Raw genomic sequence first — 16,633 nt, forward strand, 5'->3', positions numbered from 1 at the left:
CCATATTTCTCCATGATTATAAAATTTTGATGCCATCCATACCTGGCATCCGGTAATCAGAACCGGGTGTATCATAAGATAATAGGGCTCATGAAAAGAGCAAATACCCATTAGATTTTTTGGTAAACATTTAATTAGAGTGATGAAGTATAGAGATACATTCCACAATTGGACCGGAATAATACCACCACGATTACATTAGTTTATCACATCCCTGTACCTACAAAAAAGAAGCAGAATATCCGGATTATTCTCCCATCCGATAGTAGTCTGGATGTATGACCGAACGGACAGACAATGCAGGTATAATCGAATCAAAACATGATATCAATTATCTATGCAGATGATAAAGTTGGCCTGCTCCGCTTAGGGAAACAAATCCTGGAGCAAAATGATGAATTTTCCGTTGATACCTGCACAACGATACAGGAAAGCCTGGAAAAAATTATCCATCATACCTATGATGTCATTATAACCGGATTTTCGAAACCTGGCATAGACGGGATTGACCTTTTAAGAGCAGTCAGGGAGAGGTCAAGCATCCCGTTCATCTTTCTGAAAAGCCCTGATAATCGAGAAGACCTCCTTGAGATATTCCGAAGTAATGCAGATATTTTTCCCTGGAAAGAAGGCGATGAGGAATCACTGTTCCTCATCCTTGCCCTGAAAATCAGACAATTAGTACAGAGAAATCAACCGGAAATCAGCGTGAGTGGTCTTAAATCCGAAGTAGAGACACTCAGGCACCGGGGGGCAATGCTTCGCATTCTCAATGAGATTATCTCTGAGGTAAATAATGCTCAAACTATCTCAGATCTCCTGGAAAAGGTCCTTGATAAGTCAATTCGTCTCTTAAACTTTGATGCAGGGGGGATATATTTCGTAGACACTAATTCACGGACGGCTCATATTGTTCATTCACAAAACCTCCCTTCCGGGTTTATTGCTGAAGTTGATGACGTTTCAATCGATAAAGAACCCTATAAGACGATGTTTGTGAGAAATCAACCCCTTTTTATCGAAAATTACGCCCGGGTAAGCCCGGAGCGTTCACAGAAATATGGATTGTGCTCAATTGCAACGCTCCCCCTCATAGCAGAAGGAAAAGCCATCGGGGTGTTAAATATTGCCAGTATGAGGCGTTATCTCATCAGTGATGAGGAAAAGGAGACACTCATCTTAATAAGCAGGGAACTTGGCAGTGCGATAGAACGGCTTTTTGCCGAAGAAGAAAAAATTAAGGGTGCACAAAATATCAGAACCCTGTTTCATTCTATCGATGATATTGTCTTTGTTATCGATCTGAAAGGTGATATCATTGCAATGAATACCGCCGCGGAGCAGAGACTATCCTATGCAAAACAGGAACTCATCGGCAGGAGTATTCTTGACATTCTGGCCCCCGAAAAAAGAGAAGAAGCACTCGGACTCTATCAAAAACTGGTCGATGGAACTGAGAAGGATAATTCCATCCCAATCATTGCAAAGGATGGAACCCGGATCGAGGTAGATACCAAAGTTTCAAGAGGGACGTGGGATGGCCAGGATGTTCTCATCGGGGTGAGCAGGGATGTCACCGACCGCAGGCGGTTTGAAGACGCATTACAAAAGAGCGAACGCCGTCTGAGTGAAGCGCAACATCTCGCAAAGACAGGCAGCTGGGAACTGGACATTCCTGCAAACCGTCTTTCATGGTCAGATGTCATTTTTGAGATATTTGAATTAGATCCCTTACAATTCGGTGCAACATATGAGGCTTTTTTAAATGCCATACATCCTGACGACCGGAAAGCAGTAGATGAGGCCTATTCTGTTTCAGTACGAGAGAAAACACCATACCAGATAGAGCATCGTCTGCTCATGCCGGATGGCAGGATAAAATTTGTCCTTGAGCGGTGCGAAACAAAGTATGATTCATCCGGAAAACCCCTGTCATCCCTGGGAACTGTTCAGGATATTACCGAACAGAAGATCGCAGAACTCTCTCTGAAGGAGAAGGATCTACGGTACCGGGAGATATTTGAAGGCAATTTTGACGGGTTTGTAATGGTTGACCTGGCCGGGCGTGTTCTCGATGCAAACCAGGCATATTGTTCGATTGTTGGATATACTCTTGAAGAATTAAAGGCGCTGGATAGTTTTTATGTGATCACAGCGGAAAAATGGCGAACATGGGAACAAGAGGAGATCTGGAAAAAACGTCTCTTTTTTCATGGCTACTCAGGCCTGTTTGAGAAGGAATATATCAGGAAGAACGGGGAGATCTTCCCAGTTGAACTCCAGGCCTATGCCTCATATTCCATTGATGGAACCCTGCAATTCCTCTGGGCGGTTGTCAGGGATATTACCGAACGAAAACAGGCAGAAGAAGAACGGGAATCTCTAATTTCAACGATTCAAAAAAGCAATGCAGATCTGAATGTCACCTATGAACAGTTATTGCAGACTGAGCAGGAACTGAAAAACCAGAATGCAGCCCTGACACTATCCAGGGAGTCTTTCAGGGAGACGAACGAATACCTTGAAAACCTTATTGCATACGCAAATGTCCCGATCATCATCTGGGATCCCTCATTTCATATCAAAAGAGTAAACCGGTCTTTTGAGCTTCTTATTGGGAGACCTGCTGAAGAGTTGATTGGTCAGTCAATTCGGATCCTGTTCCCTTCGGATACGGCTGACAGAACCATGAGGCTGCTACAGACCACTTTGGACGGTGTCCGATGGGAAACGACAGAAATCGACATTATGAGGAAAGATGGAGCCATCCGGACCCTGCTCTGGAATTCTGCGACCCTGTATACTCCGGATGGTCAGACTCCCCTCGCAACTATCGCCCAGGGCTATGATGTTACGGAAAAAAACCGGCTTGAGCGTGAGAAAGAGAGTGCATTGGAGCAGATTCAAAATAATCTGGCCATCCTTGCAATTCTGAATGATGAGATACGAAATCCGCTCGCAATTATCATGGCTACAGCATCAATGCTTGATGATACAGATACTGCCGATATCATCGATAATGAGGTGCACCGGATTGATCAGCTGGTCACTCAGCTGGATCAGCGATGGCTCCAGTCTGAAAAAGTCCTGAATATGATCAGGAAACACTATAATCCCAAACTATGCCTTCAATTAGGGAATAAATTCAGTTTGAGTTTCTTCTCGAGCTCACGAACCTTCTTAGGCACTTCTGTAACTTGGTCAAACCCATCATAAGTGATCCTCATTACTTTAGAAAACGCCAATAGGACGTCCTTTGGAGAATATTGAGCTGTTAATCCCTCCCTCTTTATGAGGATCATTAGCCTGCAGTAGAGATACAGGCAAAGAAAACCGATGAACAAATGCCCGAATATCGCGCTCCGATCTCCAAGATACATTACATCTGCTTGAATTTCATTCTTCAGAGTATCAAAGTGTCTTTCAACCAAGTCCCGTGTTTTGTACAACTCATAAATCTCCTGCGGAGATTTATCCACATTTGATACGAAGAGGATTCTTCCAGCCTTTTTCTCTCGTATTTTTGCTTCTTCTTGTGTGATATTCCCCTTCTCAACCAGCTCAAAAAGTGTCTTGTTCTCTTCAAGTTCCAGATCTTTATCTTCAAACAGATAGATTATCTTACCGTTAATCTCTCTTTTCCCACCCCGAATCAGGCGTTTGTGGTATATAAAGCGATCAGTGAGATGAATCCGGGTATTATACCAGTTACTGTTTCGTCGCTGAGGTACCACAGCCGAACAGTTACGATCAAAGATCCCCTCCAAGACCTCATCAGACACAAAACCACGATCTACGATGAGAATTGCATTAGTTAACTTAATCTCATCCATTGAGGGAAGAAGTGTTTTAACATCTTTAACTGATCCAGGAATCACCCTGATCATGACGGGGAGACCTGTTTCAAGACCACTAAATAGAGCCATATTTACCTGGGGTAATGCAATCTCGTTATGATTTCGGCCCCATTCTGCAAATGCTAAGTTATCTGATAGGGAGAACACAAATGATAGGTCATAGATGAGATGATGGTTTTCCTGCCACAAGTGTTTAAACACTATATCTTGGCCTATTTTATCATCTCCGATGGATCTCAGTGTTGTTGAAAGATTTTTAGGAGAGCAGTCTGGAGAAATCTTCAAAACGTTGTCTAGTTTTTCCCATGTTGATTTAACTCGTTTAAGGGGAAGATAACCAGATACACGAGTAAATACAAGAGCAACTATCTCTTCCCAATGTTCAGGAAATGCCTCTTTGAGTACAGTGACCATCTCCATGAATTCATCGCCTAGAAATCTTGCATTCCCATATTCAAAGACGGATTTGGGTCGTGGCAGGGATAGAGAATGAGGATGAGTGTCTTGGGATGGGCGAGTCGAACCTTTTGCTAAAAGACCACGATCAGGGGTTAGTCTCCCAATATATCTGGATATCTTCTTTGTTTTTTTCGTTTCCCTGTCGTAGGTACTGGTTGAATAATAGACATAGGGTTTACCCTGGATGTACTTGATCTCAAGACACTTTTTTCCCTTCCTCCGCTCTTCTGCAAGCCACTCTGTAGCCCACTCTTCCATGCCATAATGTTAGGGATTAATAATATATACCTTTTTCGGTGATATGAAGAGCAATTTTAAATAAACGAATTAATGGCCAAGATTAATCCCTATGGGCGGAATAGTTTGGGTATAATATCACGGTTTCACAAAGAACAGATGCAGGATCAGTGAAACTGCATGGGAACGATACAAAAGATCAAATTTCTGCAGAAAAGTCTGGATCGTCTGAGAAAAAGAACGAGATACTCATTGAAGAAGTTCAGGCACAGCTCTATACCATCCTCAACAGTATGGATGATCTTGTATATGTTGCCGATATGAACACCTATGAGATGCTATATGCAAATAACCGGTTAAAAGCGCATTTAGGGCCATTAACCGGACAAAAATGTTACCAGTACATGCAAAACGGCCGGGATAGCCCTTGTCCTTTCTGCACCAATCATCTTCTGGTAGATGAAAACGGCCCGACAGGATTGTATCAATGGGAGTTTCAGAGTCCTGTGACCGGGAGATGGTATAACTGCCGGGACCGGGCCATCCGGTGGAGCGACGGAAGAATTGTCAGAATGGAGATCGGGACAGATATCACCGCCCATAAAAAGGCTGAAAAAGCTCTTCAGGTTTCAGAACAGCGGGTTCGGACCTTACTTGAGAATATTCCCTTCGGAATTCTCATGGCAGATGGGAAAACCCGGCGATTTATCTTTGCAAATGAGGCAATATGCCTGATGCTGGGATACTCCTGTGATGAACTCGTAGGGATGACACCCCAGGATATCCATCCTCCTGATGAGTATCCCCGTATCAGGGAGATATTTGATCAGATGGCAAAAGGCACTATAGAATCCTACCAGGATATCCCCCTATTACGAAAAGACGGGAGAATATTACCGGTGAGAATTCATAGTTCAACTCTGGAATTAGAGGGACAGTTATATCTCCTGGGGATCTTTTCAGATATTACCGAACAGAAGATTGCAACAGAGAAAATTCTGGAATTACAACGTCGTGAGTCTGATATCATCAACTTTTTACCAGATGCTACCTTTGCCATCGACCGGGAAGGGAAGGTGATTGCATGGAACCGGTCCATAGAGGAGATGACCGGGATTTTGGCAGAAGATATGCTGGGAAAAGGAGACTATGAGTACGCCATACCCTTCTATGGAGAGCGGAGACCTCTTCTGATTGATCTCTCTCTCCTCCCTGATGAGGTGATCGAGAGGAAGTACCAGGATCTCCGGTATGAGGGGAGAATCCTGGTTGGTGAAACAGCGAATGCACGACCACAAGGTATGGAAAAGGTCCTCTGGGGAATGGCTACAGCCCTCACCGATGCAGAAGGGACCGTGATTGGTGCCATAGAATCCATCAGGGACATAACTGAAGTCAAAGAAACAGAGAAGGCTCTTCGGTTATCCCAGGAGAAGTATTCAACATTATTTCTTTCCAGTCCGGATGCCATCATCATTTCCGACCTTGAAAGTGGGAGGATCATTGAAGTCAATGATGCATTCACCCAGAACATGGAATATTCGTATGAGGAAGTTATAGGCAGGAGCACAATAGTTCTTGAATTGTGGAATTCACAGGAAGAACGGGATCACTTTATCGAACTCATCAAAAAACAGGGACGGGTGAAAGGATTTGAAGGCATAACTCATTCAAAATCAGGAAAGTCGTTCTGGGTATCTATCTCAGCTGAAATAATTGATCTGGAGGGTCAGACATTTCTCATCAGCACCATCCGTGATATATCCGGGCGGAAAAGGAATGAGATCGCTCTGAAAGAAAGTGAGGAGAAATACCGCAATGTCATTGACAAGGCCCTGGACGGGATCGTTATTGTTCAGGACTTCCACCTCGTATTTTTAAATGAAGCATTTGCACGAATGATCGGGAGCACAGTTGATGATCTCTCCGGAAGAGATTATCTGACACTCTTCACTCCGGACAAACAGGAAAAAATTGCTGAGGTTATTCGCAAAAGACTCGCGGGGGAACCATTACCCAGGATGTATGAAACCAATCTGCTCCGATGCGATAATTCTGAAATTCCGGTAGAAGCGATAGGGGGAGTAATCTCGTATCAGGGTGCTCCGGCAGACCTCATTATCATCCGGGACATTCGTGAGAGAAAGAGACTTGAATTCTCTCTCCTCGAAGCATTGCAAAAACTTAAAATCCTGACCGGGATAACAAGGCATGACATTATCAACGATTTAAATATCATCACCGTATCGCTGGACTTGGTACTTGATTCGGATTTGACACCAGACCAAAAGGAATACATCACCAATGCCCTTACTGCAGGGCAGACATTGAAGAATACCATCGAATTTACGAGGGAATGTGAAGATTTCGGATCTCTCTCCAGCCGGTGGATGCACCTGATCTCTATTGTGAATGCAGCGAGATCTGATGTTTCATTAGGGGATATCACGGTTGACATCTCGATCTCTCCGGATATAGAAATTTTTGCAGATCTCATCATTCAGAAGGTCTTTTCAACCTTGTTTGAAAATTCCGTCAGGCATGGGACCACTATCTCTGCCATCCGGATTACAACAGAAAAAAAGGGGAAAAAGATCAGTATTGTCTACGCCGATGATGGAATAGGAGTTCCAGAAGAAGAAAAGGAGAGAATCTTTCAGCACGGATATGGAAAGAATACCGGGATGGGCCTGTATCTGGTTAGAGAACTTCTTTCAATCACCGGACTTGAGATTCGTGAAACAGGAAAACCAGGAATTGGGGCACGGTTTGAAATTGTGGTCCCGCATGGATTATTCAGATTTCAAAAGGACTAAGTTACGTTATTCAGGATAGCCCGGTATGACTCCCGGGGGATTTTCATTTCAAACCGTGCTCCGGTTCCCGGTTTTCCGTTTTCTGTGATCCTGATATCGGTCAGGGACAAAATCTCCCTGACAAGGAACATGCCAAGACTGGTATTCTTTCCAAATCCCCGTTCAAAGATCTTCTCTTTCTCATTATCTGCAATACCAACCCCATTGTCTTCCCATACCACGATAAGGAAATCTCCTTCCTTTCGGGCAGAGACACGTATCTCAGAGACCGTTTCCCCATGACGAAGAGAGTTATCGAGCAGATTAAAAAAGACTTTTTCAAGCATGGGGTCGGCAAAGATTATAATTCCCTGAATATCTGTATTCAGGGTGACGGAAGAGGGAACCTGAGAACGGGGGATGACCAGATCAAGAAGTATCCATTGAGGTTCATGAGAACCGAGTTCCTCATAGATACGGGTAAATTCAATCTGGGTCTGGATATCACGGGTGGCGTTACATATGATTGAGAAATACTCTGTAGTGGATGGGTCCAGAAGTCCCTTCTCCATCAGCTCTAAAAATCCGTAAATAACTGATACTTTATTGAGGATATCATGCCGTGTTATTCCTGTAAGAAGACTCAGCTGCCGGTTTGCTTTCTTTATGGCGTCTTCATTCCGTTTCCGCTCGTTAATGTCATGGGATATTCCCTGGAGAAGAGTAACATTTCCTTCTTCGTCCAGAACTGGTGAGATATTCAGCGAATGCCACTTCCATGACCCGTCTTTATACAGTAACCTGCATTCAACAACAGCTTTCTCCTTTCTCTCAATAATTTTTTGGGTAATACTGGCAAAAATCCGGGGATAATCATCAGGATGGATAAAACGCGATGCGTCACATCCGATTACCTCATTATTCTCGTATCCAAATATGGTCGTCCATTTATCCGGTATATAGGTGATGATGCCATCCGGTGTCAGAGAGAAGACGATATCATTGGCATTCTCCACAAAAGACCGAAATTTCTCCTCACTCTTCCGAAGGAGCTCTTCTGCCTCTTTCCTTTTGGTGATATCCCTCGTAACACCGACAAAACCGGTAAATTTTTTATTTGCATCAAACGCAGTTGAAATCATCATCTCCGCCCAGGTCGAGGGTTTATTTTTGGTTTTAAACTCCAGTTCCAGAACCATTTTATGGGGAACTGGAATTCCGTTTTTCAAAAGATCCTGTCCCTGCTCCAGAAACGTCTGAAATACCTGCGTTGATTCAGGCGCCAAGAAATCTTCCAGTTTCATCTTTAGTGCCTGTTCCTGTGAAAAACCGAGAGCCCGGGTGACGGACGGGGAGATATAGGTCAGGTGCATCGTTTCATCACATGTCCAGATAACGTCATGAACATTTTCTGCAAGCACCCGGTATTTTTCTTCACTCTTATACAGAGCGGCTGTAATCTCTTTCACCGAGGTAATGACCCGCATCGAAACCTGGGCACCGGTCAGGAGATTGTTGTTTACAATCGGGGTCGCATACAGGTTGACAAAGACTGATCTTCCATCTTTTGTCCGAATACGGATGTTCACATCTTCAACTGATTCTTTTTCCTGCAATGTTCGAATGATGTGTTTAAACTCCTCGATATCCATCGGAAAGAGGAGTGAAGCAGCATCTTCAGTTGATTTTCCAACAAGTTCCTGCTTCGAATATCCGGTGATTGCAAAAACAGACGGTGAGATATAGGTTGCACAGAGCCGGTCATCGAGGATCACAATCAGATCAGAAGAACGTTCAGCCATTAATCTGAAGCGTTCCTCAGATGCCCTGAGTTCTTTCATCATCCCGAATAATTCGGTTACATCAGACGAGACACCACGAAATCCTACACGGTTACCGCTCTTATCCTCAAGGGGAAATGATCTGATATTGAGAATACGCTGACTTCCATCCTTATGAAGAACAGGGACATCAAAGGAAAAAAGGCCTGGTTTTCTCGTCTTTCCCTCTTTGAGGACCTCCCTCATCATCTCCATTCCTTCCGGAGTAAGGATGGAAAGCAAATTTCTCCCTACCAGTTCTTCCGGAGTATATCCGGAGATTGCATGACACTGGGGGCTGACATATGTCACGAATCCTTCAAGGTCCGTATCCCATATTACATCAGGAGAGGTCTCAACAATGTTTCTAAACTTTTTTTCACTCTCCTCTAATGAGTTCTTCAATGTTTTAAGCTCGGCATACTGCCCCCGTATCTCCTTCTCAACAGCCGGTATCTGGTCAGAAAATACTCTCCTTCGCTGAACCGCTTTCATGAGTTTATCAGATATCTCTTCAAATAGTGCCCTTGAATCTTCTCCTTTCTGAATATAGAAATCCACACCGTACTCAATGGCCCTGATTATGACCTCTTCCCTTCCCTTTTCAGAAACGAGGATAAAGGGCATGGTGTCGAATCGTTCCCTGATCTCCTGGAGTAACACAAGACCATCCATATCCGGCATCAGGTAATCAGAGACGATGGCATCATAGGTATGCAGATGAGGTAATGCCAGAGCCTCCTCTGCTGAAGTTAGTGTATCAACTGTTATCGGACCAGAACTCTCCAGATACCTCTTCCCAAGTTTCTGAAGGCCCTCCTCGTCATTGACATACAGAACTGAGACAGAGGAACCCGGATGTTTGTCTAAATCCGTCTCAGTACCTAAAAAATTTGTTAGCGCCATTCAACCCCCCCGTCATCAGATATATTGTCTGAATTGTCCTGAACAGATATGAATAATTAGCCATATAGCTTCAGAATCATTAATAGATATCGCATTATTTACCGAACCATCCTGAACGTCTGGCATGAACCATACGAAACAGAAAAATAAATCATATCAGGGAAAGAAACACAATAGGAGAATTATACTGAAAAAAGGGATCTCATCCTATCAGGAGGCTGACTCATGCTTATCATGAGAATCCTGTTCACTTCTCTTCCTAACAGATACATATAAGGATACCGCTCATGGATTTTGTACCGTCCCTTCCTTTTTTTCCAGATCTTCTTCTCATTTTAATCCTGATTGCCGTTATCTTTTATCATGCCTTTGAAAAACAGAAGAGATATGCCATCATTATCGGAAGCATCGGATGCCTTACCCTGCTTTCGGGGCAATTTATTGGGTGGAATCCGGATCTCCTCTATACCGGTCTGTCTGCCCATATCATCGGAGAACTCATCATCTGCTGTGCAATTCTTCTTCTGATTACTTCGAAGCAGGCATCAGAACCGGATAAAACCCTGGAAAATAAAATTTCAGAACTGGAGGTTCAGGTTTTGGAAAAATCTGAGGCTCTTGATATGACGAACATCCTTCTGAAAAATGAACTGGAAGTCAGGACCTCGTTTGAAGCAGATCTTCAGGAGAGTGAAGAGAAGTTTCGCACTATCACTGAGAATACCCCGCTTGGGATGATACTTGTCAACAAGGATAATTCCATCGCCTATATCAACCCTCAGGTGACCAGATCACTTGGATTTATTCTGGACGATATTCCAGATATGCAGACCGTCATCCGGGTTTTCTTACCAGATCCATCTGATCAGGAAGATGCCTTTCATATGTGGCAGGATCTGGCCTGGAAAATAGACAGGCAGATCCAGGAACCTGAACCCCATGTCTACCAAATAAGCGCAAAAGACGGATCCCAGAGGACATTTGAGTTGTATTTTGCACCATACGGGAAGGTTATGCTCATCCTTCTCCATGATATCACCATCCGGAAAAAAGCCCAGGATGAACTCCGGGAATCTGAACGCCGGTACCGTGAGATGATAGAGAAGATCCCGCTCATTGTTGTGATGCTGGACCGTGATGGGAAGGTAGTGTTCGGTAACAACCACCTCCTCAAGGTTATCGGATATGACAAAGATGAAATCCTGGGTGCGGACTGGTTTTCAACATTCACACTCCCTGAAGAGCATGTTCGGGAGACCTTCGTCCAATATATCCAGAAGGAAATAGTACCCCCACAGCTTGAGAACTCAATTATCTCTAAAGATAACCAAAAACACTCTGTTCTCTGGACAAACCTTGTGCTCCATGAGGCTGATGGCAGGACCACCGGAGTTATCAGTCTTGGAACGGATATCACCGAGCGAATACAGCGGGAAAAAGCTATCCAGCTGGCAAATAAGAAACTCAATATCCTCTCTTCCATCTCCCGCCATGATATTGCAAACACCCTTACTGAAATCTTTCTTACTCTTGAACTTGCACAGGATACCATAGAAGATACTGCATCACTGGAATTAATTCGTGAAACCCTGGATGGACTTCGAATTATTCGTCACCAGATTGAATTTTCCCGGTATTACCAGGACATCGGAGTCCATGCTCCGGAGTGGTTTGAGCTTGACACCATTATCACGCTCGTAGTCAGGGAGATGGCTCTTCCTGATATCACGATAACCATAGAGACAGGAAAGGTCATGGTGTATTCAGATCCTCTCATTCAGAAAGTCTTCTTCAATCTCATCGATAACACCATCAGGCATGGAAAGCAGGTGACGGTGATCTCATTTACGCTGATGTATGAAGGATCTGACCTCATCATCGTGTATCGTGATGACGGGGCAGGCATATCTTCTGATGAGAAGGAGAAAATATTTGAGAAGGGATTTGGAAAACATACCGGAATGGGGTTATTTTTAATCAGAGATATATTGGCAATTACCGGGCTTTCCATCCGGGAATGTGGAACTCCTGGAACGGGAGCACGGTTTGAGATACGGGTACCAAAAGGAGCATGGCGGGCTGGAGTGGAAATGGGGGGGGTAGAAAAGGAGGGATCCGGCTTATTTTCATTTAAACCGGATGATCAATAAATATTGTTGAATCAGTATAAAAACCAGGATCCATCAACGGTTTAACTAGAAGGTATAGGTATTGGTTTACGTATTGGTGTAGGGAGAGCAATAGCGTGTGATTTGTGTGCATGCCTCATAATACCCCTTTTTCTTCGATGATAAATCCAAGGTATTTGATATATGAAATTCCCCCTCTTATTCCCACAATCATTATTATACTCTTCACGTTCTATATTACTCTATATCAGGAACTTTCATGATCTCAGTCCTGTATGTTGATGATGACCTCACACTCCTCGAATTAGGGAAACTCTTTCTTGAGCGAACCGGAGAATTTCAGGTTGAACTTCGTGATTCGGCGGTAGAAGCCGTAGAGCTCTTAAAAAACACTTCATTTGACATTATCCTCTCTGATTACGAGATGCCGGTTATGAACGGGCTTGAATTTTTAAAAGAGGTCCGAAGTACATTAGGAGAGATCCCCTTTATTCTGTTTTCCGGAAGAGGAAGGGAAGAAGTGGTCATTCAGGCCTTAAATGACGGGGCTGATTATTACCTGCAGAAGGGCGGAGATCCCAAACCCCAGTTTGTCGAATTAACGCATAAAATGAAACTTGCCGTTCAGCGGCGCAATATCGGCATTGAACTCAAGGAGAGTGAGCAGCGGTACCGTGAGGTAGTTGAGACACAGTCGGAATTTATCTGCCGGTTTACTCCCGGTGGCATCACCGTATTTGTAAATGAGGCGTATTGCAACTATTTTGGAATAAAAAGAGAGGAGATCATAGGGCAGCGATTCATTCCTGATATTCCTGAAGACGACCGGGAAAAAGTCCACACCCATTTTGCCTTACTCACCCAGGACTCACCAGTTGGAGAGATTGAGCACCGGATACGTATGCCTGATGGCAGTCTCCGCTGGCACCGGTGGCGTGACCTTGCAATTTTTAATGAAAAAGGAACCCTCATCGAGTATCAATCGCTTGGGAGAGATATTACAGACCGAAAGCAGGTAGAAGAAGAACTGAAACAGTCAGAAAGTCTATACAGGGCAGTATTTGAAAATACCGGGGCTGCTACGATTATTATCGGTCCTACCACTATCATTCTGCGGGCAAACTCAGGATGGGAAAAACTCACCGGTGTTCCGATTGCTGAACAGGAAAAAAAATTAAGCTGGACGAAATTTATTGATGAAGATGATGTAAAACGAATGGTTGAGTATCATCATATCAGGAGGAAGGATCCCTCCCTGGCTCCGACGGTGTATGAATGCCGGGCCCATAATGAAGCAGATGGATCAGTCCATACCTGCATCGTCCATGTAGATATCATTCCAGGAAGCGATAACAGTGTTGCGTCCCTCGTTGATATTACGAACCAGAAACAGTACGCAGAAGAGGTACAGGCGGCCAATGAGGAGCTTACCACCACCCAGGAAGAACTACAGGCACAGTTTGAAGAACTCAAACGTAACCAGGAAATAATCCGAGAGAGTGAGGAAAAATACCGGAGAATTCTTGAGAATATGCAGGATGTGTATTATCAGACCGATAAGGAAGGTAAAATAATTCTTACGAGCCCCTCAGCAACTTCGGTCCTTGGATATCCGGACAATACTGAATATTATGGAAAAAAAGTGGCTGATGCACTATATTATAACCCAGAAGACAGAAAGGAGTTTCTCACAGAGATTGAAAAGACCGGAAAGGTGGAAAATTACGAAGCAACACTCCGAAAAGGAGATGGAACACCGATTACGGTTTTGACCAGCAGTCATAGATATTATGATAATACCGGTAATTACCTCGGGATTGAAGGGTTATTCAGGGATATTTCCGAAAGAAAGCAGATGGAGATCAGACTCAATGAATCAGAGAATCTCCACCGGGCGGTTTTTGACAATACCGGGACGATTATCCTGGTAGTGGAGTCTGACAATACCATCGTATACGCCAATAAAAAATTTGTCCAACTTTCAGGATATTCAAAAGAGAAACTGGAGGGGAAGATGTGCTGGACTGATTTCATCATGCCTGAAGACCTCATTAAGATGAAAGAGTACCATCGCTTACGCCGAGCCAATCCTACATCTCCACCGCCTGTCTATCCATTCAGATTTGTTGACCGGTTTGGAAAGATGCGGTACTGCATTAATAATGTAGCCATGATCCCCGGTACTGAGCGGAGTGTTACATCGGCAATTGACATTACAGACCAGGTTATCGCTGAGACTGAATACCACACTATCTTTGAAAATATTCAGGATGTCTTCTACCGGTCTGATTCGGAAGGGAAGATAATCCTTATTAGTCCCTCTGCAACCACGGTGTTAGGGTACGAGTCCCTGGCTGAACTAATCGGTAAAAAAATCGCGGAGACACTGTATCTGAAGCCCCAGGACAGGGAGACCTTCCTCAGGGATATGAAAGAAAATGGATCGGTCACGAATTATGAGGTTCAGCTGAAAAAGAAAGACGGAACCCCGATAACAGTCCTGACCAGCAGCCACTATTATTATGATCATCAAGGGAATTATGTTGGGATTGAAGGGATATTCAGGGACATTACTGAACGAAAACAGATAGAGATCCTGTATAAAACCATATTTGATAAAACAGGTATCCCCATGTTGATTCTTAATGAAGATTTGGTGATATCTGATATGAATGCAGAGTTTGAACAGGCATTCGGATATACCCGCTCAGAGATAATCGGACAGTTACAATGGCCTGCCCTGATTGCTGATGATGACCGGGGGCGGATGATAGAATATTATGCTCTGCAGAAAAAAAACCTCTCCGCTCTTTTAGAAAATAATGCATTTACCTATGTTTTGAAAAATGGTGAGACCCAGGTAGGAGCGATATTAATAACCTCCATTCCCGGAACCAGGAAAAGTCTTATTTCAATCGAGAATATAGCAGATTTGGAGGAAACACGGACCAAATTAAAATCTACTGAAGAGGAGATGAATCAGTTACTCAATCAGCTTCCTGATTACGTCATTATTTATGAAGGGGAGACCATTGTCTATGTCAATGATGAAGGGGCACGGCTGATGGGAAAAACTCCTGAGGAGATCATTGGAACATCAGTCCTCTCATTTGCAACTCCTGAATATCACGATCTCCCGATACAAAACATCGGATTCAGATACCAGGGAATATCTATTAAACCTTATTTAATTGAGGTCACTATCCCTTCTGGTGAGCGGAGATGGCTTGAAGTTCGATCAGCGTCACTAGCGGGACGATTGAAGGATGCAACCCTGGCTGTTCTCACTGATGTAACGGAGCAGAAAAAAGCAGAAATCGCATTGAAAGAGAGTGAATTACAGTACCGAACGATTATTGAAAATATGCAGGATCTGGTCTATAGAGCAGACATTTCTGGCAACCTGATCATGATAAGTCCTGCCGGAGTCAGACTTGCAGGATTTTCATCGGCTGATGAGATGATTGGCTGCAATATCTCTCATATGTTCTATTCTAATCCAGGTGAACGCGAAAATCTTTTAGAGCTCCTTCAAAAAGATGAGAAAGTTACAAATTTTCCGACTTCTCTCGTTGACAAACATGGAAATATCCATCAGGTAACCGTCAGCAGTCAGTTCTACCGGGACATTCATGGAAATATTATCGGCATTGAAGGAATTCTCCACGATGTTACCGAGATAAAAAAGGCAGAGGAAGCGGTATTACTTGCAAACCGAAAACTAAACCTTCTGACAAAAATTACAAGGCATGATATTGATAATCAGCTGGTTGCACTCCTTGGATATCTTACCATTTTGGATGAGTCTCTCATGGGATCTCCTGAGCATGAGTTTGCAGAAAAAGCCGTGTCGATTGCGGAACGTATCAGCTCAATAATCCAGTTTACAAAGCAATATGAGGAGATTGGAGTGAAATCTCCAATCTGGCAGAATATTCGAAAGATCACTTGTGATGCATCAGAACAGGTTCATCTTGGGTCGGTTATCATAAAGAATGATATATCTGAAGACATTGAGGTATTTGCTGATCCGCTCCTTGTGAAGATCATCTATAATCTGATTGAGAATGCGGTCAGGTATGGTGAAACGATAACGACAATCCGGTTTTATGAAGAAGAAGCATCCAACATGGTGCTTATCTGTGAGGATGACGGGGTGGGAGTAATCCCGGAAGAAAAGGAGAGGATATTTGAGAGAGGATATGGGAGAAATACCGGTCTTGGACTGGCTTTGTGCAGGGATATCCTTACAATTACTGACATTTCAATCATTGAGACAGGAGAGTTTGGGAGGGGGGCGAGATTTGAGATATCTATTCCCTCAACCGGGTGGAGAAAGATCCCCAGGGATTAGAAATTTAATTATCTTTGGATTTCATTTAAGATGAACCAGAACATTTTTCCTCGAACTCCGGATCAACGAGAACCAA

At 43.7% G+C, this 16,633-nt stretch carries 6 protein-coding genes; 4 read left to right on the forward strand and 2 right to left on the reverse strand.

Annotated features, from left to right (window positions below; translation table 11 throughout):
- Positions 1-321 precede the first annotated feature (321 nt).
- The gene (locus DLD82_RS11510; protein ID WP_109941274.1) at positions 322-3,216 is read left to right on the forward strand and encodes a PAS domain S-box protein; all 2,895 of its coding nucleotides are present in this window, start codon (positions 322-324) and stop codon (positions 3,214-3,216) included.
- Here the strand turns inward: DLD82_RS11510 and DLD82_RS11515 are convergent.
- Positions 3,129-4,574 carry a transposase gene (locus DLD82_RS11515; protein ID WP_109941275.1) on the reverse strand — a complete coding sequence of 482 codons (1,446 nt, stop codon included), beginning with the start codon at positions 4,572-4,574 and terminating at the stop codon, positions 3,129-3,131. The two genes, DLD82_RS11510 and DLD82_RS11515, sit on opposite strands and share 88 nt — an antisense overlap.
- Before the next feature lie 149 nt (positions 4,575-4,723).
- Here DLD82_RS11515 and DLD82_RS11520 point away from each other — a divergent pair, with 149 nt between their 5' ends.
- Positions 4,724-7,369, forward strand: coding sequence for a PAS domain-containing protein (locus tag DLD82_RS11520; protein WP_109941276.1), 2,646 nt, complete (start codon positions 4,724-4,726; stop codon positions 7,367-7,369).
- Here the strand turns inward: DLD82_RS11520 and DLD82_RS11525 are convergent.
- Positions 7,366-10,074: a response regulator gene (locus DLD82_RS11525; protein WP_109941277.1), complete on the reverse strand. Its 2,709-nt coding sequence runs from the start codon at positions 10,072-10,074 to the stop codon at positions 7,366-7,368. The two genes, DLD82_RS11520 and DLD82_RS11525, sit on opposite strands and share 4 nt — an antisense overlap.
- 287 nt (positions 10,075-10,361) lie before the next feature.
- On the opposite strand from DLD82_RS11525, the gene DLD82_RS11530 reads away from it, so the two are divergent.
- Both DLD82_RS11530 and DLD82_RS11535 read left to right on the forward strand, forming a co-directional pair.
- On the forward strand, positions 10,362-12,224 hold the full coding sequence (locus tag DLD82_RS11530; RefSeq protein ID WP_109941278.1) for a PAS domain-containing sensor histidine kinase: 1,863 nt from the start codon (positions 10,362-10,364) through the stop codon (positions 12,222-12,224).
- 238 nt (positions 12,225-12,462) lie between these two features.
- Positions 12,463-16,557, forward strand: coding sequence for a PAS domain S-box protein (locus DLD82_RS11535; protein ID WP_109941279.1), 4,095 nt, complete (start codon positions 12,463-12,465; stop codon positions 16,555-16,557).
- Positions 16,558-16,633: the final 76 nt, after the last annotated feature.

Origin of the sequence: Methanospirillum stamsii (genome assembly GCF_003173335.1) — an archaeon.
GTDB classification, from domain to species: Archaea; Halobacteriota; Methanomicrobia; order Methanomicrobiales; family Methanospirillaceae; genus Methanospirillum; species Methanospirillum stamsii.

Coding starts and splice junctions, on each gene's coding strand:
- DLD82_RS11525 (WP_109941277.1), bottom strand. CDS start 10,074: ATGGCGCTAACAAATTTTTTAGGTACTGAGACGGATTTAGACAAACAT.
- DLD82_RS11530 (WP_109941278.1), top strand. CDS start 10,362: ATGGATTTTGTACCGTCCCTTCCTTTTTTTCCAGATCTTCTTCTCATT.
- DLD82_RS11535 (WP_109941279.1), top strand. CDS start 12,463: ATGATCTCAGTCCTGTATGTTGATGATGACCTCACACTCCTCGAATTA.
- DLD82_RS11515 (WP_109941275.1), bottom strand. CDS start 4,574: ATGGAAGAGTGGGCTACAGAGTGGCTTGCAGAAGAGCGGAGGAAGGGA.
- DLD82_RS11510 (WP_109941274.1), top strand. CDS start 322: ATGATATCAATTATCTATGCAGATGATAAAGTTGGCCTGCTCCGCTTA.